This window comes from Roseibium sp. HPY-6, from assembly GCF_040530035.1.
In the GTDB taxonomy this organism is placed as follows: domain Bacteria; phylum Pseudomonadota; class Alphaproteobacteria; order Rhizobiales; family Stappiaceae; genus Roseibium.
Map to the genome: position 1 here is coordinate 1977827 of NZ_JBEWCD010000001.1, position 25825 is coordinate 2003651.

Consider the following 25825-nt stretch of genomic DNA (forward strand, 5'->3'; position numbering starts at 1 on the left):
GACAGCCTCCTTCAGGCAGCAAGCGATAGGACGGGTTCGCCCAGAACGTCCGGGTTTGGCGTTACGCCAAGACCGGGACCGGCAGGTGCAGAAATTCGACCTTTGGAACGGACCGGTGCATCCGGATCCAGACGCGGATAAACATAGTTCGAGAGGTCGCATACATTCAGGACATTCTCGGGCGGCGACGAAGCCGCGACATGCAATGCGGCGGCAGTGGCAATATCCGAGCCCCAGGTATCTTCAACGCACATCTTCGCACCGAAATGCAGGCAAAGATCGCGCGCGCGCCGAAGCTCAGAAATTCCTCCAAACTTCGACAGCTTGAGCGCAACTGCATCCATGCAGCCAAGTTCATAGGCCTTGAAGAGGCTCGCCGTGTCATGTGCGGTTTCATCGAGCTTCATCGGCAGGCCCGTGGCCGCGCGGACCGAGGCACATTCTTCAAGCGTGGCACAGGGCTGCTCCAGCATGACATCAAGATCGCGGACGGCGCGCCCGACCCTTGTTGCATCCAGCCGGCTTGCTCCGCAGTTCCAGTCGCCATAGACAAGTGGTCCCGGGCCAATGGCCTCACGCACCATCCTGAGCCTGGCAACATCTGCTTCCCAATTATCGTCAGCGCCGAGTTTCACCTGGATTTGCCGCATCCCAGTGGCCAGCGCGTCCTTGGCGATGCGCGCCATATCCTCAGGTGCGATGCAGGTGATGGAATGATAGAGCGGCAGATCGGCCGCCTGTCTGCCGCCAAGCAACGTGGAAACCGGAACGCCGCAGGCCTTGCCCGTCAGATCCCAAAGGGCAATGTCGATCGCGGACTGTGCGTAGACGTGACCGAGCAGGTGTTTCCGGCAAGCCGACATAAGAGCTTCCACGCCGATCGGATTTGCCCCGATCAAGACCGGCGCCAGTTCTGCAAGCGCCGGGGCGACGCCATTCGCGTAGGCAGGCAGGTAGTGCGGAATTGGACAGACTTCGCCCCACCCGCTGACACCCTGGTCCGTATCGATCCGCAAGACCATACTGTCGACCGTCGCGCACGTTTTGCCGTCGGCCATGTAGTAGGTTTCATGGCTGGTCAGAGGCACCTTCCAGAGTGTCAGCCCAGTGATTTGAGTGTCGGGATAGTTGCTCATGCGCCCCCTCCAAAAACCGCAACAGGCTCTCCGAGCGCCGCCGGCTCCGGTGTAACGCCAACTCCGGGCGCATCGCTGAAAATGACATAACCGTCTTGATTGCGCGCGCCCTGCCCCGGAACCGGATCCACAGCCAGATGCGCATGACACAGCCAGCTGGCAAGCCTGTTTGGGCCCGGTGTCGATGCGGCGAGGTGCAGCGTCGCCGTGTCGGCAAAGGCACTTCCGCCCGTATCTTCGATGTGCATCTGCCAGCCGACCGAAACGCCGAAATCTCGGATACGCCGCGCCTTGGTCAATCCGCCAACCCGGTTGGGTTTGACCTTGACGCCCTGACACGCGCCCGATTTCCAGGCCTGAAGATGATCCTGAAACGTGTGCAGGCATTCATCCAGCATGATTGGTTGAGGCACCTTTTCAGCGACCGCAGCGCATTCATCCAACGTCTCGCAGGGCTGTTCGATCCAATCGCGCGCCGAAACGGCATTCAAGACCTGCAGCGCAACGCCCGGGGTCCAGGCCCTGTTCACGTCGAACGTAACTTGTTCACCCTTCGGCAAGGCCGCGGAAATCGCTTCAATGCGTTCGATATCGGCGGCAAAGTCACTGCCGCCAACCTTCGCCGAATGCGTCCGGTAACCTTTGGCGCTGGCCTCGTGGATCAGGGCAATCATCTCCTCGGGCGACCCTGTCGAAATGGACGAGTTAATCGCGACGGGCGCAGGTATTTCCGCACCCAGCATGCGCCAGAGAGGCTCACCGGTGGCCTTGCCGAGAAGATCCCAGCAGGCAATGTCGATCGGTGATTTGGCGTAAGGGTGCCCTGGAAGCTGGACATCCATGGTCCGGTTGATCTCATCGAGCGCACGCGGATCCCGCCCCAGAAGCGCCGGCGCCAGCAATTCGATCGCCGACCGCAATCCCGGGGCGTGAGCCGGGAGATAAGTGTGCCCCCAGGGACAGCCTTCGCCCCAGCCGGAAAGGCCCTCATCTGTATCGATCCGCACGAAGGTGCTGTCGATTGTCTCGAATTTCAGCCGTCCGCCCGATAGCCAATAGGGCTTGGAGAGTGGAAGGTCGACCTGCCAGACGCTGATCCTGGAAATCCTCATGCCGCCACTCCGTATTCGGCAACCGGTACACCAAGGCTGTCGAAATCGGGTTCGACGCCGAGGCCCGGCCCATCGGATGCGTAGAGCTTTCCGTCTTCGGTTCTCGGTCCCGGATATCCGGTCGAGCGGGTGTTGTAATTGTGAAGATCGGTCGTGTTCTGCAGAAACTCCGCCGGTGTTGAGGCCGCAAAATGCGCCAGTGTGGCCGTGGCAATCTCTCCGCCCCAGGTGTCCTCCGAGACAACCGGAATGCGGTTATCGATGAAGAAATCACGCACACGCCGCGCTTTCGAGAGCCCGCCCAGATTGGAAATTTTCAGACACACCAGATCCGCAGCCCGGTCGGCCACGATCCGCTGCGCTGCCTGCATGCCGGTGACGCACTCATCCAGCTTCATCGGCAAGTCGATCCGGCTGCGCACCTGCAGGCACTCTTCGTATGTGCGGCAGGGCTGTTCGAAAATGAAATCAAGATCCCGCGTCGCCCTTGCGACCCTGAGCGCGTTGTCGACACGCCAACCCTGGTTGGCATCCGCCATCGCCTTTTCGCCCGGTTTAAGCAGCGGAACTACGGCGCGGATCCGTTCGATATCCTCGACCCAGTTCGCGCCGACCTTGATCTGAAATTGCCGGTATCCGCTTGCGCGGTGACGCTCCAGTTCGGCGACCGTTTCTTCCGTCGAGCGGTGCGGGGCGACCCGGTACATCGGCGCTCCGTCCGTCAGCTTGCCGCCGAGCAGCATCCAGACCGGTGCATTCAGTGCCTTTCCGGCAATATCCCAACATGCGGCATCGAACGGGGCCTTCGCGTAGCCATGTCCCTGCACAAGATGATCCAGCAGTTGTTCAATGCGGGCGACCTGGCGCGGGTCCTCACCGATAAGCGCGGGTGCGACGAGCCGGGCGAGCGCCTCAACTCCTTCTGAATGCGCAACCATGTAATTCTCACCGCAGGGTGTGAACTCGCCGCAGCCGGAAAGACCCGCATCCGTATCCATGACCACAACAGAGGCCCGGGCCGTCGAAATGGCGTTGCCGGCACCCCAGCCGTAGCTGCCGTCGACATAGGGGAGATCCGTCTTGAAGATGCGTACGCGCGTGATCTTCATGGGATCACCACGATGTTTCCCGTGTGCTTCTTCTCAATGAAGGCGGTCTGCGCCGCGTGAAAATCCTTGAGGGGATAGGTCGCGGCCAAGGCAGGTTTCACTTCGCCGCGTTCGATATAGCCGACAAGATCCTTGAAGATATGAGGTTCCACGACGGTGGACCCGATGAGCGAAAGATCCTTTAGATAGAAGGTCCTGAGATCCAGCTCGACGATCGGCCCGGCAATCGCGCCTGAACAGGTGTACCGCCCGCCACGCTCCAGGACATCGATCAGCTTGCCCCAGTAGGGCCCTCCAACGATATCGGACACCACGGAAACGGTCTCCCGTCCAAGGGCTGCCTTCAGAGCCGCGCCGAGATCCTCCGGCGCGCGGTCCAGAAGTACGTCCGCTCCGAGCGCCTTTACGTCCGCGTGCTTTGACGTGGAGGCCGTCGCGACCACCGTCGCGCCGCGGCGTTTGGCAAGTTGGACAACAGCAGATCCGACGCCTCCGGAAGCTCCGGAGACAAGAACCGTGTCCGCTTCGGTAACCTTCGCCCGGCTGAGCATTCCCTCGGCCGTCGTGTAGGAACACGAGAACGTCGCCAGTTCCGCATCGCTCAAATTGGACTCAACTGCACCGACATTCTTGGCGTTGGCGACTGTGTATTCGGCATATCCCCCGTCACATTCCGAGCCGAAATATCCGGCCTTGTCGCGGTTGAAGGGATCCGACCAGTCACGGACCCATCCGTCTACCATCACCCGCTTTCCCAGCAGATCGTGAGGAGTGCCGTCGCCGAGGCCGACAACCTCTCCAACCGCATCGGCGCCTTGAATACGCGGAAATGTAATCGGCGCTCCACCCCAGGTCGGATCTTCCTGCCCGACCTCCTCGTAGGCCCCGCCCGTGGTCGCGTCGGAGACGGTTTTCGAATACCAGCCGGACCTCGTGTTGACGTCGGTATTGTTCAGTCCGCACGCACCGACCTTGATCAGAACCTCTCCCGGGCCGGGTTTCGGCGTCGGCCAGTTTTCGTGCCAGACAATCTGGTCAAGCCCTCCATGGCCTTTCAGGACCATGGCTTTCATTGTTGCAGGTATTGTCATTCGGCTGCCACTCCGACAGGCGCGTCTGTTCTGGGAAGAATGCTCTCCGGGTCGTAAGCGGGGGCGTCCAGAATGCGGGCCTTACGGCGATTGTTCATGATAACCACTTCAAGCGCGCGCCCAGGCTGAGCGGCTTCAGGCTCGACATAGGCAAAGGCAAGGATTTTGCCGACCGAATGTGCGAAGGCGACAGAGCTGGTCGCTCCCACCGGCCGGCCATCCATCAGAACCGCCTCGCCGCCGTGTCCGTCCTCAAGACCGTCGGGCTCGATTTCGAGATAAACGCAAACCCACGGCAGATTGCTCGCCGCCGCGCTCTTTTCCGTGGCCGCCTTGCCCAGAAAATCGCCTTTATCAAGCTTCACGAACCGCATCACATCGGCTTCGGGCAGCGTCACTTCATTGGTCAGTTCACCGGCGCCCTTGAAGCCCTTTTCAAGGCGAAGCGCATTCATGGCAAAGGAGCCGTAATCCTTCAATCCGAGCGGTTCGCCCGTTGACCAGAGCGCATCATAGATTTCCAGCATATGCTCGCGGGGGATATGGAATTCCCAACCGAGCTCACCGGCATAGGACATGCGGAATGCCCAGACCTTGTGACCGGCGACCTCGATTTCCTGGGCGGTCAGCCAGCGGAACGACGCGTTGTCGAGGGCTGCTGTCGTGTTCGGTGCCAGGATATCGCGAGCAAGCGGGCCATTGAGTGTCATTGCGCCCCATTCGTTGGAACGGTTCGTGATCGTCGCGTCTTCACCTTCCAGGTTCTGGGCCAGATGATCCAGAAGCCGCTGCTCGAAGAATGCGGCACACACCAGGTAGAACCGGTCTTCGGCAAGCCGAACCACGGTCAGCTCCATTTCAATCCGGCCGCGCCGGTTGAGCATATGAGTAAGAGCGATGCCGCCGACTTTCTTCGGCAACCGATTGGCGACCAACCTGTCCAGATAGCGTTCCGCATCCGGGCCGGACAGCTCGATCTTGGTGAAAGCCGAAATGTCCATGATCCCGGCCGTCGTCCTTACGGCTTTCGTTTCCTTTGCCACGGCTTCGTGCCAGGCGGCGCGTCTGAAGGAATAGTAATCCCGCTGCTCAAGACCGTCCTTTGCAAACCAGCGCGGGCGTTCGTGCCCGTAGACCTCTTCATAGACCGCGCCCTTTTCCTTCAGGCGGTCGTAAAGCGGGCTGGGTTTGATCGGGCGGCCTTCCAGCCGGTTGAAATGCGGGAACGGGATTTCATGGCGGAGGCAATAGTCTTCCTTGGCTTTGACGACCTGCCAGTCCTTGTCGGCGTAACCGCCGAACCTGCGCGGATCGAATTCACGCATGGAGATGTCCGCCGAGCCGTGAACGATCCAACGCGCAAGTTCACGGGTCAGGCCCGGTCCCCAGCCGATACCGATCTGGGTTCCACAGCAGCACCAGTAATTCTTGACGCCCGGAGCCGGACCGATCAGCGGGTTGCCGTCGGGCGGATGCGAGATTGCTCCGTGGACTTCGCGCTTGATGCCGAGTTCAGCGAAGATCGGCATACGGTCCATGGCATTTTCCAGCCATGGCATGATGCGGTCGTAATCGGCTTCGAAAAGCTCGTTCTCCGCTTCCCACGGACAGAAGTCTTCCCAAACGGTGTTCGGGTTTTCCTTCTCGTAGATCCCGATCAGACCGGACTTCTGCTCCATGCGGATGTAGCCGGAGACAAGCTTGTCGTCGCGGATGACCGGCAGTTCCTTATCCAGTTCCTTGAACTCCGGAACGGTATCCGTGACGATATAATGGTGGGTCATGGAGGTCATGGGCAGTTGCAACCCGCTCCACTCCCCCATTTGCCGGGCGTAGGTTCCGCCCGCGTTGACCACGTGTTCGCAGGTGATGTCGCCGAGTTCCGTGGAGACCTTCCACTCACCATTGGCCTGCTGCTTGATATCGGTTGCGCGGCAGCGGCGAATGATCTTCACACCGAGCTTGCGCGCACCGATGGCCAACGCCTGCGTGACCCCGGAAGGATCCGCGTGACCGTCGTCAGGTGTGTGCAGCGCGCCGAGGACACCATCAAGATTGTAGAACGGATGAAGCTCGCGAATACGGTCCGGCCCGACCATTTCCATTGGAAACTTCAGCGCCCTGCCGACACTCATCGTGTGCCGGAGCCAGTCCATTTCGTCTTCGGTGTAAGCCAGCCGGAACGAGCCGCACCCGTGCCAGGTCACTGACTGACCCGTTTCCTCCTCAAGCTTCCCGGCATAGAGATCGATGTTGTAGCCGACGCACTTTCCAAGGCCGAAACTTGATGTCGAATGCGTGATCTGCCCGGCTGCATGCCAGGTCGAGCCGGAGGTCAGCTCCGCCTTTTCCAGAAGAACGACATCCGTGCAGCCTTCATGAGCCAGATGGTAGGCAAGGCCGCAGCCCATGATGCCGCCGCCAACGATGACGACGCGGGCCGAAGACGGCAGTTTGGAGGTTCCGGTTTCCGACACGTGTGATCTCCCAGGCCGGTGATTTTTCGATGGACATCGTAATTGTACAAATGTACTCTCGTCAATCATGAATGATATGATCGTACCAAAAACGGATTTGAAAGCCCCTCAAGAGGTTCTCACCGAGCTTGCCTCGGAGCTTGAGGACCTGACGCCGGAGCTGCGCAAGGCTGCGAGCTATGTGCTTGAAAATCCTAACGATGTCGGCGTGAGCTCAATCCGCGAAATTGCGGATGCAGCAGGCGTGAAACCGAACACGTTCGTGCGTATGGCGCGCTCGGTCGGCTTCGATGGGTACGAAGACTTTCGCCATCCGTTCCGCGAAGCGATCCGCAGTCGTGGTACGGATTTCCCGGACCGGGCACGTTGGCTTCAGTCGCTCGCCAAGGGCGGTCAGCTGGGCGCACTCTTCGCGGAAATGGCAGCCTGCGCGATCTCCAATATCGAGAACACCTTCGCCGCAACAGACGCCAACGCGATGAAGGCGGCCGCCGATGCAATCGTGAATGCGCGCCATACCTACGTTCTCGGCGTTGGCGTGAACAATTCCAACGCGCGCAACTTCTCCTACCTCGCTGACATGGCAGTCGATACGATCTGGACCATTCCGAGGATGGGGTCTGTTGCTACCGATGATCTTGCCCGTGCGGATGAGCGCGATGTGCTCGTCGCCATGACCTGCAAACCCTACCGCACGGATGTCATCGCCGCCGTGGAAACGGCACGCGAACAGGGACTGACCATCGTCGCCATTTCCGACAGTCCGGCCTCGCCCATTGTCGTCTGCAGCGATCATGCGTTCGTCGTCGACGCGGAAACGCCTCAGTTTTTCCCTTCGTCCGTTTCGACAATTGCGCTGCTTGAAACGCTGCTCGCCTTCGTCATCGCCGATGCGCCCGAAGACGTGATTTCAAGCATCGACCGCTTTCACACACGCCGCCACAAGATGGGGCTCTACCAGGAAGAGTGGAAGGACCGCTCATGAACGTTCACAACCAGCTCGTCCATTCGCTTGAAGCCCACTATTACACGGATCCGGAGCACTTCGAACGCGAAAAGGCAGGGCTGCTTGCGCGAACGTGGCAATTTGCCGGGCATGTTTCGCTGCTCGAAAAGCCCGGAGACTATTTCACCATCGACATTGCTGACGAAAGCATCATCTGCCTGCGCGACCGGGAAGGCGAGCTCAGGGCTTACTACAATGTCTGTCAGCACCGCGCGCACCAGCTGGTGCAGGGCGAAGGCAACACCAAGCTCCTGGTCTGCCCCTATCACAGCTGGACCTACGAGCTGACCGGCGGATTGCGCTCAGGCCCGAATGTCCGGGCCGTGCCCGGTTTCGACCGCAGCAAGATCTGCCTGACTTCGGTGCGCATCGAGGACTTTTGCGGGTTCCTCTTCGTGAACCTTGATCCGGACGCAAAGCCCATGGACGACTGGTTCCCAAATGTCCGCGAGGAGCTGCGCGCCTTTGTTCCGCATATTGACAGGCTAAAGCCACTCGAATGGGTGGAAATATCCGAGAACTGCAATTGGAAGGTCTCGGTGGAAAATTATTCCGAATGCTATCATTGCCCCATCAACCACCCCACCTTCGCCACAGGCGTGGTCAAACCAGAGACCTATGACATCCAGCCACAAGGATACTGTCTCCGGCACACGACCGAATGCCAGAACCTCGACCGCATGACCTATGACGTCGACCTCACGTCGAACGAACATGCCGGCGATTATTCCTCCTGGTACCTTTGGCCCTTGTTCTCGTTCCAGGTCTATCCCGGAAATGTTCTGAACACCTATCACTGGCGCGCAATCGACGCCGGTCACGTGATTGTCTGGCGCGGCTGGTACACGGTTGATGGTGTCGATAGCGAAACCATCCGGCGCCTCGCGGTTCAGGACCGGTCCACGACGGTTGAAGAAGACATCTATCTGGTGGAATCCGTCCAGCGCGGATTGCGAAGCCGTGGATACAAGCCTGGTCCACTCGTCCTTGATCCGGCCTGTGGCGTCAATTCCGAACACTCCGTCAAGACGCTGCAGAGCTGGATGCGGGAAGTCTGATGATCGCGCCCGGGTCCGAAGCGCAGGGTATGCCGCTGGAATGGACCGAAGACCAGAAACTGTTTCCGCATCAGGTCGGCTTCACCTGCCCGCCTCACGACTGGGATGCCGCCCCAAGTGATTTCCTGCGTATTGCACCGGCGAGTGTCGGTGTGCATGGCTGGATGCTTCACGTTCCGGACTACCGGCATCGCCTCGACCAGCGTTCGCAGAACTTCGATATGCTCGAGGATTTCGCGGCCGTGATGGCCAACAATGGTGCCGATGTGTGCGCGCAGGTCGGGTCCAACTGGGTACACGCCTCTGGCCTGGGCGTTCAAGGAATAGCTGATTTCTGCCAACGGCTCTCCGACACGCATGGCCTTGCCTTTCACATGGCCGGCTATGCGATGGTTGAAGCCCTGAAAGCCATGAATGTCGAAAAGGTCGCCCTCAATGCCGTCTATCATTGGCCGGAATGGTGGCAGGGAACCGTCGGTTTCCTCAAGGAAGCCGGTTTCGACGTTTTATGGGCCGGAAATTTTGTCGATCAAGGCTGGTTCAAAAGCCAGGACGACGTGAACCGCAAGAGATGGATCTTTGATGGTGATCTTGCACGGCGCAGCTTCGAATATGTTGCCGATATGGCCCCAAACGCCGATGCCTATCTTGCCAACGGCATGGTCAATTTCCGCACAGGAGAGAACGGCCAGCCGCAGCGCATGCTGCACCTGACCCCAAAGCTGGAAGAGCAGCTCGGCAAACCGGTTATCGCGCACGACACCGCTCTCTATTGGCGCATTTTCCGCTCGCTCAATCTGGCGCCGGACGGCATGCACGGACGACTGTTGGAGACACTCGATGCATAAGATCGTTGCTCTCTGGGCCGTTCCCCGGTCGACGTCCACCGCCTTTGAATGGATGATGCGCCAGCGCGGTGATCTGGATTGCCTTCATGAACCCTTTGGCGAGGCATGGTACCAGGGTGCGGAGCCCTTCTGGCCGCGTTGGCAGCCGGGTGACGAGACAACCCCAGGGCTGACCCTGGAAAGCGTCTGGGACGATATCCGGGCACGGGCCGAAGCAGGCCCGGTCTTCATCAAGGACTTCCCGCACTACATCAGCCACATGTGGGACGCAGAGTTCCTCTCCCATTTCATCCATGCGTTCCTGATCCGAGATCCGGCACTCACGATCACCTCCATGTATGACAAATGGCCCGATTTCGACAGCGCCGAAGTCGGCTTTCCCGAACAGCGGGCTCTGTTTGATCTGATCCATGCCCTGGACGGCAAGGCCCCGCCGGTGATCGACAGCGACGACCTTCTGGAAAACCCGGAAGGCACGGTGAAAGCGTTTTGTGATGCGGTCGGCATTCCCTTCATTGCAGAGGCTCTCACCTGGGAACCGGGGGCAGACACAGCCCAATACAGCTGGTGGGATGGCGGCTCCTTCCACGCCAACCTGAAAAACTCGACCGGGCTTCGGCCGCAAAAACGCCGCTACGTCGAATTAGCCGATGCGCCCGCGCGCGTGCAGCACGTCCACCGGCGCATGAAACCGCATTACGACAGACTTCATTCTCACAGGATCAGAGCCCAGTGACGGACATTCCGGCCTATTGGCACAATTTTATCGACGGCGACTACTGCGAGGGTGGCGCCGGACATATCGAGATTCTCGATCCATCGACCGGCGAGCGGGTCGCGGATCAGGCGATCGCGGACGAAAGCGATGTTGATCGTGCAGTGTCGGCGGCTAAGGCCTTGAGTGCCAGCGGTGCCTGGTCGGATCTTCGCCCCGTTGAGCGCGGCCGCATTGTCCGAAAGATGGGAGAGTACATTCTCGACCGGATCGACGAAATTGCTCCGATCCTGACGCGCGAAGCCGGCAAGCCGCTCTGGGAAGCCAGGCTCGAGCTTGAAGGTGCGGCACGCTACTTTGAATATTACGGCAACCAGGCCGAAACCATGGAAGGCCGCTCCATCCCGCTTGGCGGCGGCTATTTCGATTTCACCACCCATGAGCCGTTCGGCGTGTCGGCCCAGATCATTCCGTGGAACTACCCCATGGAAATGACGGCACGTTCGCTGTCGGCCGCGCTCGCTGTCGGCTGTTCCGTGGTCGTCAAGACACCAGAACTTGACCCGCTCACCAACCGGTTTTTTGCTGATGCCGCGCTCGCTTGCGGCCTGCCCAATGGCGCGCTCAACATCATCTGCGGGCTCGGGAGGGATACGGGCGCCGCACTGACCGCACATCCCGGCGTCAACCAGATCGTCTTCACCGGCTCGGTACAAACCGGAACGGCCATCGCAACCGCTGCTGCCCGGAACGTGGTGCCCTGCGTCCTCGAACTCGGCGGCAAATCGGCCGCCATCGTCCATGACGATGCCGAACTGGATGCGTTTCTCTCCGATGTCCGCTGGGGCATTTATTTCAATGCCGGCCAGGTCTGCTCCGCGATGTCCCGCGTCGTCGCCCACGAAAAGGTACACGACAAGCTGGTCGACGGCATTGTCGCCATGGCGGAAGACCTCGACGTCGGCGACGGCCTCGGGTTTCCGGACTTCGGCGCCAACATGGGCCCGATGATCTCCGAAGGTCAGTGCCAGCGCGCGGCAGAAATGGTCTCAAGGGCCGAGCGCGATGGCGCAAGGGTCGCCACGGGCGGACGGCGGATGAACCGCCCGGGATACTTTCTCGAACCGACGGTGCTGACGGGCGTGTCGCCTGACATGACGGTCGCCAATGACGAGGTCTTTGGCCCGGTCCTGTCCGTCTTGAAATTCAGCACCGAGGAAGAAGCCATCCGTATCGCCAATGGAACGCCTTACGGATTGGTTGCCGGCGTTTTCACATCCGATATCGACCGCGCCATGCGGGCAACCAGGGGTCTGCGGGCCGGGCAGGTGTTTGTCAACGAATGGTACGCGGGCGGCGTCGAAACCCCCTTTGGCGGTTTCGGCAAATCCGGCTACGGTCGCGAAAAGGGCCGCGAAGCGCTGCTCAACTATGTTCAAACGAAAAATGTCGCGATCAAACTGAGGTAAGAAATGGATCAGGATCTGTTCGAAAAGGGACTGGAACAACGCAAGGCAACGCTCGGCGCAGAATATGTTGAGAACAACCTGGCGAAGGCAGACGACTTTACCCGCCCCTTTCAGGAGGCGATGACTGCCTGGTGCTGGGGGTTCGGTTGGGGTGACGATGTCATCGACCCAAAAACGAGATCCATGATGAACCTTGCGATGATCGGCGCGCTTGGCAAGATGACCGAGTGGGAGATTCATTGCAGAGGTGCGATCAACAACGGGGTCACCAAGGACGAAATCCGCGCGATCATTCACGTGGTCGGAATTTATTGCGGCGTTCCACAGTCGCTTGAGTGCTTCCGGGTCGCCAGAAAGGTGCTTGAGGAGCATCCCCAGACCCAGGGCTAGCCAAGGTTGCGACCCCGCGGAGGCCGGTGTCTCGCGAAGAACCTCAATCTGCGAGAGACTGGCAAAGACGCCGCCAAACATTGAAAAACGACTTGGCTTTGAAATGGGCGGCTTGCGGTCCTGGACCTGATCCGGGACCCATTTCTTTACCTTACCTGCAGCGTTAAGACAGAGCGGGCGCTACGCGGTGACCCGCACTACACCTGCGACTCGGCAGATCTTTTTGATCGCGTCAATCAGAACACTCATTTTTCTCCCACAGCATACGTTCTTTAGTTGGTTTTTTATGCATTTTACGTTATTTTTTCCGAAAGTGCCGGGAGGAATGACAGGAATGGACAGTTTCTGGGGCGTGCTGGGTGGAGCGTTCGCGCTCGTCTTTGCACTGGATCCGGATCTCATGGAAATCATCGGGCTGTCCATGAAGGTAACCCTGACGGCGGTGTTTTTCGCTTGCATGATAGGATTGCCGCTCGGAGCTGCTGTGGGCACATTCCGCTTCCCGGGGCGCTCTCTGATTGCCGTCATACTGAACGCGCTCATGGGTCTGCCGCCGGTTGTGGTTGGCCTCGTCGTTTATCTCATGCTGTCCGCCTCCGGCCCGCTGGGTCCGCTCCGCCTGCTGTATACGCCAACAGCCATGATCATTGCCCAGATGATTATCGTTACGCCCATCGTCGCGGCCCTGACACGTCAGGTCGTTGAAGATCTCGACCGCGAATATGCCGAACAGTTCGCGTCGCTCGGGGTTGGGGCTTTCGACCGCCTGTTCTCCCTTCTTTGGGATGCCCGCTACAGCCTGTTGACGGTCGCGCTCGCAGGCTTCGGCCGTGCGGTCGCTGAAGTCGGTGCTGTCCTGATCGTGGGCGGGAACATCAATCATGTAACACGGGTCATGACGACGACCATTGCGCTTGAGACCTCCAAGGGAAATCTTCAGCTCGCGCTTGCTCTCGGGGTCATCCTTTTGCTGATTGCGTTTGCCGTCAACGCCTGCGTCATGGCCATCAGAGCCTCTGCCGTGAGGGCCGCCTATGCGTGATGCTGCCTTCGACATGCCGTCAGCGCCATCGGTCCGCTTTCAGCCGCAGGACGGAAACCCGATCCTTGAAGCAAAGGGGATCGCATTCAGGGCGGGCGGCCAACAGCTGATTGACGGGATCGACATCACCATTCGGCGCGGCGCGCGCACTCTCATCATGGGACCCAATGGGGCTGGCAAGAGCCTGTTGTTGCGCCTGATGCACGGTTTGATCCGGCCCGACAGGGGAGAAGTCCTCTGGGAAGGACAACCTCTGACGAAGCAGGCAATGAAATCCCAGGCGATGGTGTTTCAGCGTCCTGTCCTGTTGCGCCGCTCCGTTCTAGCCAATCTCAAGTTCGCGCTTTCGGTTCGCGGTCTTCGCGGACCCAAGCGCGCGCAGAAGATCAAAACGGCTCTGGCTTCTGCCGGACTGGGTCATCTTGCCCGGCGCCCGGCACGCGTGCTCTCTGGCGGCGAACAACAGCGCCTCGCTGTGGTTCGTGCGCTCGCCTGTGAGCCGGACCTTCTCTTCCTCGACGAACCGACCGCAAACCTTGATCCGGCTTCTACTGCGGCGATCGAAAGGCTCGTGATGGAAGCAAACGAAAAGGGCATCACGATCGTGCTCGTGACGCACGATGTCGGCCAGGCGAAACGGCTTGGAGAAGACGTCATTTTTCTTCAGGACGGCCGCGTTGCGGAAGCAGGACCCGTCAGTCAGGTTCTCAATGCACCGCGCAGTGAACCGGCACGCGCCTGGCGCGATGGCCGCCTTTATCTCAGACCGCAAATTCGGCCCCTTACAGATTCTGACTGGAGTTAATCGTGATCAGGAAAATGCGCTTTACGCTGGTTGCCGCTGCGATGATCGGACTTTTGTCGTCAGTCGCGGCAAGTGCGGAAGACAGCTTCATCATTGTCCAGTCAACAACATCGACGCAGAACTCGGGTCTGTTCGAGCATCTCCTGCCGGCGTTTCAGGAAAAGACCGGCATAGAAGTCCGAGTCGTCGCCGTCGGCACCGGACAGGCGATCCGCAACGCGACCAATGGCGACGGCGATGTTCTTCTCGTGCATTCCAGACCATCGGAGGAAAAATTCGTCGCCGACGGCCTGGGTGTCGCGCGCGCAGACTTGATGTACAACGACTTCGTCATTGTCGGACCGGCAGCAGACCCAGCCGGAGTTTCCGGATCGAACAACGTTGTCGACGCATTGCAGAAAATAGCTGCTTCTGAAACCCCGTTTGCGTCCCGCGGCGATGACAGTGGCACCCACAAGGCCGAGCTCAGATTGTGGAACGCAGCCGGCATCGATGCCGCAGCCGCATCAGGTGGCTGGTACCGGGAAACCGGGTCCGGGATGGGCGCGACCCTGAACACCGGCACCGGTATGGACGCTTACATTTTGACCGACCGCGCGACCTGGATCGCCTTCGGCAACAAGGGCAACCACGAGATCGTTGTGGAAGGTGACCCGCGACTGTTCAATCAATACGGGGTGATCCTTGTGAACCCTCAAGTCCATCCGCACGTCAAAGCCGAGATGGGCCAGACCTTTATCGATTGGCTCTTGTCGAAAGAGGGACAGCGGTCGATCTCAAACTTCACGGTCGACGGTCAGCAGCTGTTCTTCCCCAACGCGAATGACGGATCCAGCTGACCCTTTCTTGCAGCCGCGCCGTTTCGTCTGCATATGAAAGAGCTTCAAACACGCGACTGTTATGAGCGTGTGATTTTGAGCTGACGATGAAATACGCCATCGTGTTTTCCGATTGACGGGGGACACGAAATGCTGAAGCGGTTGGTACTCCTTTTGGGTCTGGCAACAGGACTGACGTCTCCATCCTGGGCTGTTGTTCTCGGTGGTGAAATAATCGATCAGCGCGGCAACGGAAAATTCGTTCTACTGGACACAAGCACTCCGTTCAGTGTCGGGGCCGATAACTTCAACACCGACAACCTTTATGCGTTTGATGAAGATCAGAACATTCTGTTGAGTGAGCCGATCCGTGTCGATTTCGGTGGCGACAACGGCGTCATTCGGCAAGGCGAAACAATCGCGAGCCACTACGTTTTTTTCGACAGTTTTGCCGGGGTGCACTACGGCTACGTCGACTTCGACGCCCCCATCCTGGGGATCGCCGCTTTCCAGGACACAATGGCGGCCACCGATTTTCTCGCGAACAATGACGTGAACTACATCAGCACCGAACTGCGTGGTCTGGAACCGGGCGACAGGGTCTGGGTCGACAGCCAGAGCCCAAATCGACTGTGGGTCTTCTGGGCAGGCTCGTCGCCGGGGGACTACATACGAGTATTCACCGAGAAGTCTCTCGGCGCCATGATGTGACACATCTTTGATTTTCCGTTGTCGCGAACACGCGCGATTGCGCTTTGGAGTTCAATCGACAAGCGCCTGCACCGATTACTCGAGCAATTCGCGGCAATTCAGGTCCTCAAAAGCGAGAAACCACCGTTCCAGATGCGACCACCAGCTGGCGTGTGTTTTGTCAGCACTGTGCTGAAACACCGGAACGACAGCATTGCACACATGGCCAAGCCGATAATCATGCCAAAAATCTTCCCATGACATGGCCACTGTTGCATGCGCGTTATAGGCTTCCAGGTAGCTCTTCAGCAGATTGACTTCATGAAGGGCGCGCCGGTGCGGATACCAGTGCATGGCCATCATCAGGGCGAGATCCATACCGGCAAAATCAATCCGCCAGTCTTCCCAGTCGATCAGGATGGCATCGCCCCGTTTCCCGTCCCTTGGGTACAAAACGTTCCAGAAGTGTGCGTCGCCATGAATCCGGGTGACCGGGCCAATACCTCTATAGCGATCTGCCTTTAGCGCCGGAATGCGCTCACAAACCCGTTCCAAAAGCGCGGCGCGATCCACCGGCAGCCGATCGCCGAGCTTCTCTAAAAACCCCGGCAGCATTTCAGAAACATGTTGGTCCAGGATGCGCTCACGTTTGTTGAGATCGTCGGTGGCAGACTGAACCCAATGTGCATGCAACGCGGCGAGCGAGCGCACCGCCATATGACAGTGGGGAAGTGTTGGCGGCATGGGCCACGGTGTTGCAACAAATGTCGTCGAAAGATCTTCCAGAATGATGCAGGTGGCACCGCTGGCCGGATCGACGAGCGAAACAAAACAGTCCGCCAACGGCAGACCCGTTGCGCCCACGCTGACATAAAACGCCTGTTCGCCCGGAAAAATGTCAGCAAGCGGATCAGGATCTTGCCTGATCTTCAGGAAGAACCTGGCAGGCAAACCAATCCGCTGGTCAACGAATTCAACTTCCAGGAAAGCGGTATCCGCGACATTCCATTTTGTAGAGTTGGTGACCGAAAGCTCTTTGACCTGCACCGGACCCCGGCGACCATGCTCTGAAAGCACCTCAGACAGCCAACTGGCGTCAATGTCGAGAAGAGAGCTTGGAATGGAAACGGACACGGGACCAATCCAGAAAGATATTGAAAATCTTCAGCGAGCCAGGCCAGGCAAGGGTCTGACAGGCTTCTCGACGATCGTGCCGGCAGTCAACGTTCCGCAGAACCCGGCACTCTATTCACCGAGCCTCACCGACGAACTGCTGGCTTGTTCCGCGCTCGAAAAACCGGCGCGCTGCAGCATTTCACTGGCTCCGATCGCGATAACCACAATGGCTGCAAAGGCCGCCAACATCGCTCTCATTGCGTCTCTCCATCCTTGTTGTTTCCGGCGGTTGCCGACTTGAGATAATCAACCAGATCGCTCCGGTCTTCAGGCTTTGCGATCACCTGCATCGGCATCTTTGATCCTGGAATAAAGTGGTCCGGGCCATCAAGAAAGAGCTGATTGATCGTCTCTTCGGTCCAGATGATATCAGATCCGGTCAGGGTTTCCGAATAGGGATAGTCCGGCAGCGTTCCCGCGCGGCGGCCAAACACCGCATGAAGCGTCGGTCCCGCCTTGCGGGCACTGCCTTCGCTCAGAGCGTGGCAAATGGAGCATTTGCGCGCAAACTGCCGCTCGCCGTTCGACATGTCTTCCGGCCGGCGCAGGAATTGAGGCGTCTCCTTTGCCATCGGGTCGAACGCGCCGAGCTCGGCCACGGGCCAGGAATAAACGATGTTCTCGATCCCCCCGGCATGCAGCACTTCACCGTCTTGAGAAAAAGCCAACGCCCAGATAGGCCCCTTCAGTGCAGCCTTGAAATCGGATTCAATCGACCACGACTGCGTGTCGAAAACTGTTATGTATCCATGGCCATCGCCGGTCGCCAAACGCTTGCCATCCGAGCTCAAGGCCATGGCCAGGATCGGACGCCGCTCCAGCGTAAAGTCATGCAGCCGGTCGCCGGTTTCGATATCGACGATGCGTGTAACCCCGTCCTGCGACCCATAGGCCACCCAGGTTTCGTTGCTGTTGGCACCGCCGAGCACCATGACGTTGATCCCGAATCCGTTGCGCTCGATGACCCGTTTTTCCGCCTGTTGCGCCAGATCCCAAAGCTTGATGGAACCATCGACCGACGCGGAGTAAAGCCACGCGCCGTCTGCGGAAAAAGCAACCTGGTTCACACCGGCATTGTGGCCGCTCAGGAACACCGGTTCACCGCCATCAACCGGCCAGAGCCCGATCCGCGCGTCCCAGCTCGCGCTCGCAATCGTTTTTCCGTCCGGTGAGACGGCCAGTCCCATGACCTTTGCAGTGTGACCTTCAAGCTTCGTGTTGGAGCCCTCAACCAGGTTCCAGACGATAAGATCGTTGTCATCACCGGCAGAAACGACATGATTTTCATCGACGAACCGGACCACCTTGACGGCTGCCTCGTGACCATCCAGCCAGCTTGGTTTTCGCGCCGACCAGATGCCGACAGCATTGTCGAAACTCGCCGTTGCGACTTGCCCGCTTTCCGGCGAAACGGTGATATCCATAACAGGCCCGCCATGGCCCTTCAGGGTTTGGAACTCGGCCGCGTAGGACGATGTGCTTGCGAGAACGACAGCGCAGAACAAAGAGGCATGTGCGGCGGCACGCACAACGCCACGCAGCCGTCCAAATGCACTATCTCGAACGCACGCCGCTGTCATCGGAAGCAGGCCTATTCGGCCGGAACCGTGTTCTTGTCCGGCGCTTCAGACTTGCGCTCAGCTTCCTCGACTTCCTTCACCCACAGACCATGGTGTTCGCGAGCCCATTGCAGCTCAACTTCGCCGGATCCCATAGCATCATAGGCCCCCTCCATACCGACCGAGCCGATGTAGATGTGCGCCAGGATCATCGCGATCATCACAAAGGCGACAATGGTGTGCCAGAGCTGCGCGTACTGCATTTCCTCATGCGGTGCGAGTTCTGTCGGCAACGTGCCAAGCCCGACCAATTGAGGCAGACCGAGCGCGTTCAGCTTCTCGAAGGTGACCGCGAACATCGGGAACTCGAACGGGAACAGCAGGGAAATACCAGACGCTGAGATCGAAGCCCCGAGGACGATCACCCCCCAGAAAATCATCTTCTGACCGAAGTTGAATTTCTTCGCCGGCGGATGCACGCCTTTCTTGAGCAGCCCGCCGCCAACGGCAATCCACTTCAGGTCCGTCTTGTTCGGAATGTTGTGCACGACCCACATGACGAAAATCATCACAAGGGCCAGCATGAAGGCCCAGGAGACATTGTTGTGCACCCACTTTGATGCCAGCGCAATCGGCGCATAGGCGTCCTTTCCGAGCAGCGGGATGATCGCTATGCGGCCGAAAAGGACGACAAGCCCTGTTACCGCAAGCAGGATGAAACTCCCTGCAAGCAGCCAGTGCCCGAACCTTTCGATCATCTTGAAGCGCGTGATGGTGCGTCCTGTTTTCTCGCCATCAATGCGGATCCGTCCGCGAAGCAGATAGAACAGGACCAGGAAGACAAGCGTTCCGGCAAGAAGGTAAGCGCCGTAAATCTTCAATGGACCGTTGCGGAGCTCCAGCCAGCGCATCCCGCCATCCTGCATGAGAACAGTCGCTTCCTTGCCGCCGGAGGAAACCGTTATGTCCGCTGAGCCGAACCGGAGCGCGCGCCAGAGTTCGGGGTCCGACACGCCGCCAAGGGTCCCGAGCTGCGACGACATTCCGGCCGCAGAATTCGGATCGCCGGTTGCGCTGCTGCGAAAGTCGTTGTCGACCTTCTCGCCGCGCTGGCGCTTCATGATGTCTTCCAGCGTCTGCGCACCGCCAGTGGCTGCGCGATCTGCCTGTTGCGGCCCCGGTGTCTGGTCTTGCGCCAGTCCCTGAGACAAAAATGCCAGAAGGACAACAACAGCCAAAGCCAAGCGTTTCATTGCCGGATCCTCATTTATTCAACACGGTCTCGATATGCGGAGACGAACAGGGCGGCATGTTTGCCGCCCCGCTTAATTTGTAAAGGGTTGCGACCGGTCGGTCCGGCGGCGGAGCCCCTCCAACACCGCCGGACCTGGTCCGGTTTAACCGCCCCGTTGGCCGTATGCGGAGCCCCAGCCCCAGGCGCCGGAGCCGAAGCCGCGGGCAACCACGCGCTCACGGTAGATAGCCGACACGACGTCGCCATCACCCGCAAGCAGGGCCTTGGTTGAACACATCTCCGCGCACAGGGGCAGCTTGCCCTCTGCGATACGGTTGGCTCCATACTTCGCACGTTCGGCCGTGGAATTGTTTTCTTCCGGGCCACCCGCACAGAAGGTGCACTTGTCCATCTTTCCGCGTGACCCGAAGTTCCCGGCCTGCGGGAACTGAGGTGCGCCGAACGGACAGGCATAGAAGCAGTAGCCGCAGCCAATGCACAGGTCCTTCGAGTGAAGAACCACACCTTCTTCGTTCTGGTAGAAGCAATCGACCGGGCACACCGCCATGCAGGGTGCGTCCGAACAATGCATGCAGGCCACGGAGATCGACCGTTCGCCCGGCCGGCCATCATTGATGGTCACGACGCGGCGTCGATTGATCCCCCACGGCACTTCGTTTTCGTTTTTGCAAGCCGTCACGCAGGCATTGCACTCAATGCATCGCTCAGCGTCACAAAGGAATTTTGCTCTTGCAGCCATTGCGTGTCCTCCTTACGCGGCCGAGATCTTGCAGAGAGTCGCTTTGGTCTCCTGCATCTGGGTCACTGAGTCGTAGCCGTAGGTCTGAGCGGTATTACAGCTCTCGCCGAGGACATAGGGATCAGCACCTTTTGGATACTTGGATCTGAGATCCTCTCCCTGATAGTGACCACCGAAGTGGAACGGCATGAAGGCAACGCCTTCGCCGACACGTTCGGTCACCATTGCCATGACCTTGACTTTGCCACCTTCAGGACCTTCGACCCAGACCTGCGCTCCATCACGCACGCCAAGGTTGTTGGCATCCCTCGGATTGATCTCGACGAACATGTCCTGCTGAAGTTCGGCAAGCCAGGGGTTGGAACGGGTCTCGTCACCACCACCTTCATATTCCACCAGTCGGCCGGACGTCAGGATGATTGGATAATCCTTCGAGAAGTCCTGCTTCTGGATAGACGCATAAAGGGTGGGCAGGCGATAGAACTTCCGATCCTCATAGGTCGGATAGTCTGCCACCAGATCCCGGCGGTTGGTGTAGAGCGGCTCGCGGTGAAGCGGAACCGGATCCGGGAACGTCCAGACGACAGCCCGTGCCTTCGCGTTACCGAACGGAGCGCAACCATGTTTGATCGCAACCCTCTGGATACCGCCGGAAAGGTCGGTCTTCCAGTTGGTCTTCGGTCCGGCAACGGCTTCAATAGAGGCACGTTCTTCGTCCGTGAGATCACCATCCCAGCCGAGATCCATCAGCATCTGCATGGTGAATTCAGGATAGCCGTCCTGAATCTCTGATCCCGGATTCGACACACCGTCGGCGAGAAGGTTGTCCCCGTCGCGTTCGACACCGAACCGAGCCCGGAAGCAAAGACCGCCTTCGGCGACTGGCTTGGACATATCGTAAAGGTTGGGTGTACCCGGGTGCTTCATGTCAGCAGTGCCCCAGCATGGCCAGGGCATACCGTAGTATTCCCCGTCGTTCGGTCCGCCGATCGCCTGCAGCGTCGTTCGGTCGAACGTATGCTGGTTCGCCATGTGCGACTTGATCCGCTCCGGAGACTGTCCGGTGTAGCCGATCGTCCAGAGACCGCTGTTGAATTCGCGCGTGATGCTTTCAACATTCGGGGTTTCCGGATCGTCCATGTCGATGTTGCGGAACAGCCTGTCGCCCCAGCCGAACTTGTTGGCGAATTTCGCCATGATCACTTCGTCCGGAAGGCTTTCAAACAGCGGTTCGACAACCTTGTCGCGCCACTGCAGCGAGCGGTTCGATGCGGTCACGGAACCACGGGTCTCGAACTGCGTACAGGCCGGCAGGAGGTAGACACCGTCAGTGCGGTCATGAAGCACGGCGGAAACCGTCGGATAGGGGTCGATCACGACCAGCGTATCCAGTTTTTCCATCGCGGTTTTCATTTCCGTCATACGGGTCTGCGAGTTGGGCGCGTGGCCCCACAGAACCATTGCGCGAACTGAGTTCGGCTGGTCTGTGTTCGCCGGATCTTCAAGAACGCCGTCGATCCAGCGGCTGACCGGGATGCCGGTCAGGTTCATCAGGTTCTTGTCCTTGCCGTCAGAACCTTTCTCCGTCGCGAACTGCCCCTTGAGCCAGTCGAGGTCTTCACCCCACACGCGTGACCAATGGCCCCATGCGCCTGCGCTCAGGCCGTAGTAACCCGGCAGGGTGTGGCTGAGAACACCAAGGTCCGTTGCGCCCTGAACGTTGTCATGGCCACGGAAGATGTTGGTGCCGCCACCTGACGTACCCATGTTTCCAAGGGCAAGCTGCAGCACGCAGTATGCGCGGGTGTTGTTGTTGCCGTTCGTGTGCTGGGTTCCGCCCATGCACCAAATCACGGTTCCAGGTCGGTTGTTGGCAAGCGTCCGCGCTACCCGCTTCAGCTGGCTTTCAGGCGTACCTGTCACGCGTTCGACTTCGTCCGGCGTCCATTTGGCAACTTCTTCGCGGATCTGGTCCATACCCCAGACACGGGTGCGGATGAACTCCTTGTCCTCCCAGCCGTTGTCGAAGATGTGCCAGAGAATGCCCCAGACGAGCGCTACGTCCGTCCCCGGACGGAAACGCACAAATTCGTCGGCATGGGCCGCCGTGCGGGTAAACCGCGGGTCACAGACGATCACCGGCGCATTGTTCTGCTCTTTCGCACGCAGCAAATGCAGCAGCGAAACCGGGTGCGCTTCGGCAGGGTTGCCGCCGATGATAAAGATCGCCTTGGAGTTATGGATGTCGTTGTAGCTGTTGGTCATGGCGCCGTAGCCCCATGTATTCGCAACACCTGCGACAGTCGTTGAGTGGCAAATACGCGCCTGGTGGTCGACGTTGTTCGTTCCCCAATAGGCTGCGAATTTCCGGAACAGATAGGCCTGCTCGTTGTTGTGCTTGGCCGAACCGAGCCAGTACACGCTGTCGGGTCCGCTTTCTTCGCGGATCTGCATCATCTGGTCGCCGATCTCGTTGATCGCCTCGTCCCAGCTGATCCGTTTCCACTCGCCACCCTCTTTTTTCATAGGGTATTTCAGTCGGCGCTCACCATGTGCGTGTTCGCGGACCGCAGCGCCCTTGGCGCAATGAGCACCCAGGTTGAAGGGGCTGTCCCATCCCGGCTCCTGGCCGGTCCAAACGCCGTTCTTCACTTCGGCGACAACGGTACAGCCGACTGAACAGTGCGTGCAGACCGATTTCACCAGATTAACGGCGTCATCCGCCGATTGCGCCTGTGCTTTGGTCACGGTACCGCCCGTCGCGGTAATTGCAGCCAGGCCGCCAGCAGCGACACCGGATCCCTTCAGGAATGTCCGGCGGTCTACCGATTTGTGTGCAGCGTCTCTAAGGATACTTGCACCCTGGGGGCGTCGCGCAACCCCATTGGTCTTTTTCCTAAGCATATTGCCCTACCTTGCTTGTATCTTCATCGATACGGCTGGGTTGGATTTCAGCGAACCGGCCATCGGGCGTCACGCAACCATCGGCCGGGTGTGAAACAGGGTCCGGGGTTAGAACCGGGCGCTGTCGAAGTAGGCGCGCGTGTGCGCGGTGTCCTGCATCTTGTCGGATGCCGGATCGACTTCCGCAGCCTGCACTGTTCCGGATACCGCAGTAGCAGCCACGGCGACCGGGGCTGATAGAGCAGCCAGCTTCAGGAAATCCCGTCGGCCGGACCCTCTCTCGGGCACCGTTTGATCGGGTTTTTTCATCGTTGCAATCCTCCTCTCCTTGCAGCGGCTGGCAGCCGCCTAAATTGCCAACGTGAACCTAGTTGGGCAGCATGCCGAAAGCTTCGGCCTCGATCTCCATGAATTGCCGCCCTAATGCGCCAACAGCCCCGTAAAACACGGAGCTCTTGGAAGCTTCGAGATCAGAGAAAAAGTGTATCGCCCACGGCTCGATGTGAGCCTGGAAGAACTGTTTTTGTTCGGCAACCGATGTCACGGTGCCGAACCGGCCAACGATTAGGCCGGCCATCATTTCCATGAGCGACGCGATATTATCTTCCGGCTCTTTCTGGCCGTCCGCGCGGCCAATGCCCCGCTTCGCCATTTCGCTGCGCAGGTTTGCGAGCGGCTTTTCATTAAGAAACCCGGTAAGATAGTGACTTGCGTAGGGAAGAAGCTCGCCGCGCCCGAGACCGACGAACAGCGCGTTGAACTCACGCTCCGCTGTTTCTGAAGATGTTACGGAAGCGACTTTGGAGATTAGGCCGAGCGCACGACCGAGCGACGTCTCGTCTCCCTTGAGATCCGAAACCTGCTTGAGTAGCGCGGCATCGGCTGGCTTTACCAGCAGAAGACCTAGAAAATCATAGAGTTCCGATCGAGCCCGATCCTCCGGGTCGATCACATATTCCGTCACCACAGCGGACATCCGCGATGTTCCTCCCTCAAGCGCGGTTCCAGTCTCGTTATTTTTCTTCATCTTACATAGACGACTTTAGTACTACGAATAATCAAAACGCAAGCGTCGTCTTGTAACCTGAAGATTAGGGTCAACTTTGTCAGGGTTGGCTTCTTGTGATTCCGATGGGTTTTCGTGCTTTTCATTAGATTGCACGACTTCATCAGCTTGCGTCAATTGAACAGATGCCGATTCACTTTCAACATATTCATTGTGCGGCGCAATATATTCTTCCGAATTCTCGACTATTGTTTCTTCGACAACAGATCCGCGAACAATTTCTTCGCTCAATTCAGCCTTTTCGACGACTTCCGCCTCTTCGTCAGCAAACTGCTCAAGCATGCCTTTGCCGATTTTGTAGACCGTTTGCAGATTATCGATGACCATCGCGGCATCGGTGTAATCCTCACCGTAGTCGACCAACCCGTCGACATTCGCGAGAACCGGATTCATGCCCCAGAGCCGGCGCAGCGCTCGTCGCCTGATTCGTTCGGGCACGGTCGCCGACAAAAACCCGGAAAAGTCATCATCCTTTGTCAGTGTATCGGGATCGGGCAATTCAAGTTCTTCGAGGATTTCCTGATCGGTTTTCTCCTCCAGCCCCGCGCGCTCTTCAGCCGCAGCAACAGCTTCCTTTTCTGCCTGCTCTGCTTCTTCTGCCTTGCGAACGGCGGCCTTGCGCCTCGACCAGAAATCTGTGCCTTCGCCGTCTGCCCCGCTCATTGCAGCGTATCCTTGGGTTTTCGTCCCGGCGCCCGATAGACGTCGCTGACCTGCCGGATGCGGGCATCGCCAATGCCATCTTCCTTGAGGTCGATCCGCTTCTTGTCCCTCTTGCGCTTGATGAAGATTTCATCCTCGTGATGCTGCTCTACAAACTCCCGTATCCAGGCGATGAGGCCCGGCGGCATGGGAACCTTTTCAACCATAACGTCGCTCGTATCGGCATAGTCCTGCCCCTCATAGGCAGACGCCGTCAATAGAAGCACATCCATCGGCACATCCCGTCCGACCTCTTCAGAAGGACGCATGACGACATAAATGGACGGCACCTTGTCGGAGAGCGCTGTCAGGTAGGCTTCGGTATCGGTGCGATGAAGTTCAAGGTTCAAGGTCGCTGCATGATATTCAACGGCCTCGCCTTCTTCACGCAGCACGGTCCAATCGGCGTCCTTTGCTCCTGGGAGAAGAGAGACCGGCCGCCAGCTCCATTTTTGCCAGCGCGTAACACCAGGCAATCTTCTCACCACGACACCGACGGGGATCGCCCGCATTCTTTCGCTTGCCACTGCGGACCATCCTCCCACCCGCGCCTTATGAAGTATTCTTTTGCTACAGCCTACATGCTGTAGCAACGCGGACAAAATTCAAGCCCCGCGGAAGTCGAACTTGACCTTGTGCGTCATACGCCCTTGTTATG

At 58.8% G+C, this 25825-nt stretch carries 25 protein-coding genes; 10 read left to right on the plus strand and 15 right to left on the minus strand.

The window, feature by feature from the left end; all coding sequences use genetic code 11:
* Window positions 1–11: 11 nt before the first annotated feature.
* Genes ABVF61_RS09185 through ABVF61_RS09205 form a run of 5 tightly spaced genes read right to left on the minus strand, consistent with a single transcriptional unit; the run spans window position 12 to window position 6925 of the window.
* Window positions 12–1136 (minus strand): mandelate racemase/muconate lactonizing enzyme family protein, encoded by a 1125-nt coding sequence (locus ABVF61_RS09185; protein WP_353993212.1) that lies wholly within the window; start codon window positions 1134–1136, stop codon window positions 12–14.
* Complete coding sequence (locus tag ABVF61_RS09190; protein WP_353993213.1) at window positions 1133–2248, minus strand: mandelate racemase/muconate lactonizing enzyme family protein; 1116 nt, start codon at window positions 2246–2248, stop codon at window positions 1133–1135. Before ABVF61_RS09190 ends, ABVF61_RS09185 begins: the two co-directional genes overlap by 4 nt.
* Window positions 2245–3357: a mandelate racemase/muconate lactonizing enzyme family protein gene (locus ABVF61_RS09195; protein WP_353993214.1), complete on the minus strand. Its 1113-nt coding sequence runs from the start codon at window positions 3355–3357 to the stop codon at window positions 2245–2247. Before ABVF61_RS09195 ends, ABVF61_RS09190 begins: the two co-directional genes overlap by 4 nt.
* Entirely contained in the window at window positions 3354–4448 is a 1095-nt protein-coding gene (locus tag ABVF61_RS09200; RefSeq protein WP_353993215.1) for an alcohol dehydrogenase family protein, read from the minus strand. Before ABVF61_RS09200 ends, ABVF61_RS09195 begins: the two co-directional genes overlap by 4 nt.
* Complete coding sequence (locus ABVF61_RS09205) at window positions 4445–6925, minus strand: FAD-dependent oxidoreductase (RefSeq protein ID WP_353993216.1); 2481 nt, start codon at window positions 6923–6925, stop codon at window positions 4445–4447. Before ABVF61_RS09205 ends, ABVF61_RS09200 begins: the two co-directional genes overlap by 4 nt.
* 76 nt (window positions 6926–7001) lie before the next feature.
* Between ABVF61_RS09205 and ABVF61_RS09210 the strand changes: the two genes are divergently transcribed.
* From ABVF61_RS09210 to ABVF61_RS09255, 10 genes are all read left to right on the plus strand, one after another.
* Window positions 7002–7910, plus strand: a complete 909-nt coding sequence (locus tag ABVF61_RS09210; RefSeq protein ID WP_353993217.1) for a MurR/RpiR family transcriptional regulator — start codon at window positions 7002–7004, stop codon at window positions 7908–7910.
* The gene (locus ABVF61_RS09215; RefSeq protein WP_353993218.1) at window positions 7907–8989 is read left to right on the plus strand and encodes an aromatic ring-hydroxylating oxygenase subunit alpha; all 1083 of its coding nucleotides are present in this window, start codon (window positions 7907–7909) and stop codon (window positions 8987–8989) included. Before ABVF61_RS09210 ends, ABVF61_RS09215 begins: the two co-directional genes overlap by 4 nt.
* Entirely contained in the window at window positions 8989–9837 is an 849-nt protein-coding gene (locus ABVF61_RS09220) for an aspartate racemase/maleate isomerase family protein (RefSeq protein ID WP_353993219.1), read from the plus strand. The genes ABVF61_RS09215 and ABVF61_RS09220 overlap by 1 nt, the downstream gene beginning before the upstream one ends.
* Window positions 9830–10573, plus strand: coding sequence for a sulfotransferase-like domain-containing protein (locus ABVF61_RS09225; protein WP_353993220.1), 744 nt, complete (start codon window positions 9830–9832; stop codon window positions 10571–10573). Before ABVF61_RS09220 ends, ABVF61_RS09225 begins: the two co-directional genes overlap by 8 nt.
* Window positions 10570–12021: an aldehyde dehydrogenase family protein gene (locus ABVF61_RS09230; protein WP_353993221.1), complete on the plus strand. Its 1452-nt coding sequence runs from the start codon at window positions 10570–10572 to the stop codon at window positions 12019–12021. Before ABVF61_RS09225 ends, ABVF61_RS09230 begins: the two co-directional genes overlap by 4 nt.
* A 3-nt stretch (window positions 12022–12024) precedes the next feature.
* A complete protein-coding gene (locus tag ABVF61_RS09235; RefSeq protein ID WP_353993222.1) occupies window positions 12025–12411 on the plus strand; it encodes a carboxymuconolactone decarboxylase family protein in 387 nt (128 codons plus the stop codon).
* Between the two features lie 334 nt (window positions 12412–12745).
* Window positions 12746–13453 carry an ABC transporter permease gene (locus tag ABVF61_RS09240; RefSeq protein WP_353993223.1) on the plus strand — a complete coding sequence of 236 codons (708 nt, stop codon included), beginning with the start codon at window positions 12746–12748 and terminating at the stop codon, window positions 13451–13453.
* Window positions 13446–14258, plus strand: a complete 813-nt coding sequence (locus tag ABVF61_RS09245; protein ID WP_353993224.1) for an ATP-binding cassette domain-containing protein — start codon at window positions 13446–13448, stop codon at window positions 14256–14258. The genes ABVF61_RS09240 and ABVF61_RS09245 overlap by 8 nt, the downstream gene beginning before the upstream one ends.
* Before the next feature lie 14 nt (window positions 14259–14272).
* The gene (locus tag ABVF61_RS09250; protein ID WP_353993694.1) at window positions 14273–15097 is read left to right on the plus strand and encodes an ABC transporter substrate-binding protein; all 825 of its coding nucleotides are present in this window, start codon (window positions 14273–14275) and stop codon (window positions 15095–15097) included.
* 129 nt (window positions 15098–15226) lie between these two features.
* The gene (locus tag ABVF61_RS09255; RefSeq protein ID WP_353993225.1) at window positions 15227–15787 is read left to right on the plus strand and encodes a hypothetical protein; all 561 of its coding nucleotides are present in this window, start codon (window positions 15227–15229) and stop codon (window positions 15785–15787) included.
* Between the two features lie 75 nt (window positions 15788–15862).
* Here the strand turns inward: ABVF61_RS09255 and ABVF61_RS09260 are convergent, their stop codons facing one another.
* The 10 genes from ABVF61_RS09260 to ABVF61_RS09305 all read right to left on the minus strand — a co-directional run bounded on the left by ABVF61_RS09260 (window position 15863) and on the right by ABVF61_RS09305 (window position 25694).
* Complete coding sequence (locus ABVF61_RS09260) at window positions 15863–16900, minus strand: phosphotransferase (RefSeq protein ID WP_353993226.1); 1038 nt, start codon at window positions 16898–16900, stop codon at window positions 15863–15865.
* 111 nt (window positions 16901–17011) lie between these two features.
* Window positions 17012–17140 carry a hypothetical protein gene (locus ABVF61_RS09265; protein ID WP_353993227.1) on the minus strand — a complete coding sequence of 43 codons (129 nt, stop codon included), beginning with the start codon at window positions 17138–17140 and terminating at the stop codon, window positions 17012–17014.
* Window positions 17137–18522 (minus strand): c-type cytochrome, encoded by a 1386-nt coding sequence (locus tag ABVF61_RS09270; RefSeq protein ID WP_353993228.1) that lies wholly within the window; start codon window positions 18520–18522, stop codon window positions 17137–17139. The genes ABVF61_RS09265 and ABVF61_RS09270 overlap by 4 nt, the downstream gene beginning before the upstream one ends.
* A gap of 11 nt (window positions 18523–18533) precedes the next feature.
* Window positions 18534–19754, minus strand: coding sequence for a formate dehydrogenase subunit gamma (locus tag ABVF61_RS09275; RefSeq protein WP_353993229.1), 1221 nt, complete (start codon window positions 19752–19754; stop codon window positions 18534–18536).
* A gap of 144 nt (window positions 19755–19898) precedes the next feature.
* The gene (gene fdh3B / locus ABVF61_RS09280; RefSeq protein ID WP_299483901.1) at window positions 19899–20495 is read right to left on the minus strand and encodes a formate dehydrogenase FDH3 subunit beta; all 597 of its coding nucleotides are present in this window, start codon (window positions 20493–20495) and stop codon (window positions 19899–19901) included.
* A 12-nt stretch (window positions 20496–20507) separates the two neighbouring features.
* Complete coding sequence (locus ABVF61_RS09285; protein WP_353993230.1) at window positions 20508–23399, minus strand: formate dehydrogenase subunit alpha; 2892 nt, start codon at window positions 23397–23399, stop codon at window positions 20508–20510.
* A 108-nt stretch (window positions 23400–23507) separates the two neighbouring features.
* Window positions 23508–23708, minus strand: coding sequence for a twin-arginine translocation pathway signal protein (locus ABVF61_RS09290; protein ID WP_353993231.1), 201 nt, complete (start codon window positions 23706–23708; stop codon window positions 23508–23510).
* Window positions 23709–23766: 58 nt separating this feature from the next.
* Window positions 23767–24375 (minus strand): TorD/DmsD family molecular chaperone, encoded by a 609-nt coding sequence (locus ABVF61_RS09295; RefSeq protein WP_353993232.1) that lies wholly within the window; start codon window positions 24373–24375, stop codon window positions 23767–23769.
* 72 nt (window positions 24376–24447) lie between these two features.
* Window positions 24448–25128, minus strand: a complete 681-nt coding sequence (locus ABVF61_RS09300) for a DUF3306 domain-containing protein (RefSeq protein WP_353993233.1) — start codon at window positions 25126–25128, stop codon at window positions 24448–24450.
* Window positions 25125–25694 (minus strand): DUF3305 domain-containing protein, encoded by a 570-nt coding sequence (locus ABVF61_RS09305; protein ID WP_353993234.1) that lies wholly within the window; start codon window positions 25692–25694, stop codon window positions 25125–25127. The genes ABVF61_RS09300 and ABVF61_RS09305 overlap by 4 nt, the downstream gene beginning before the upstream one ends.
* Between the last annotated feature and the right edge of the window lie 131 nt (window positions 25695–25825).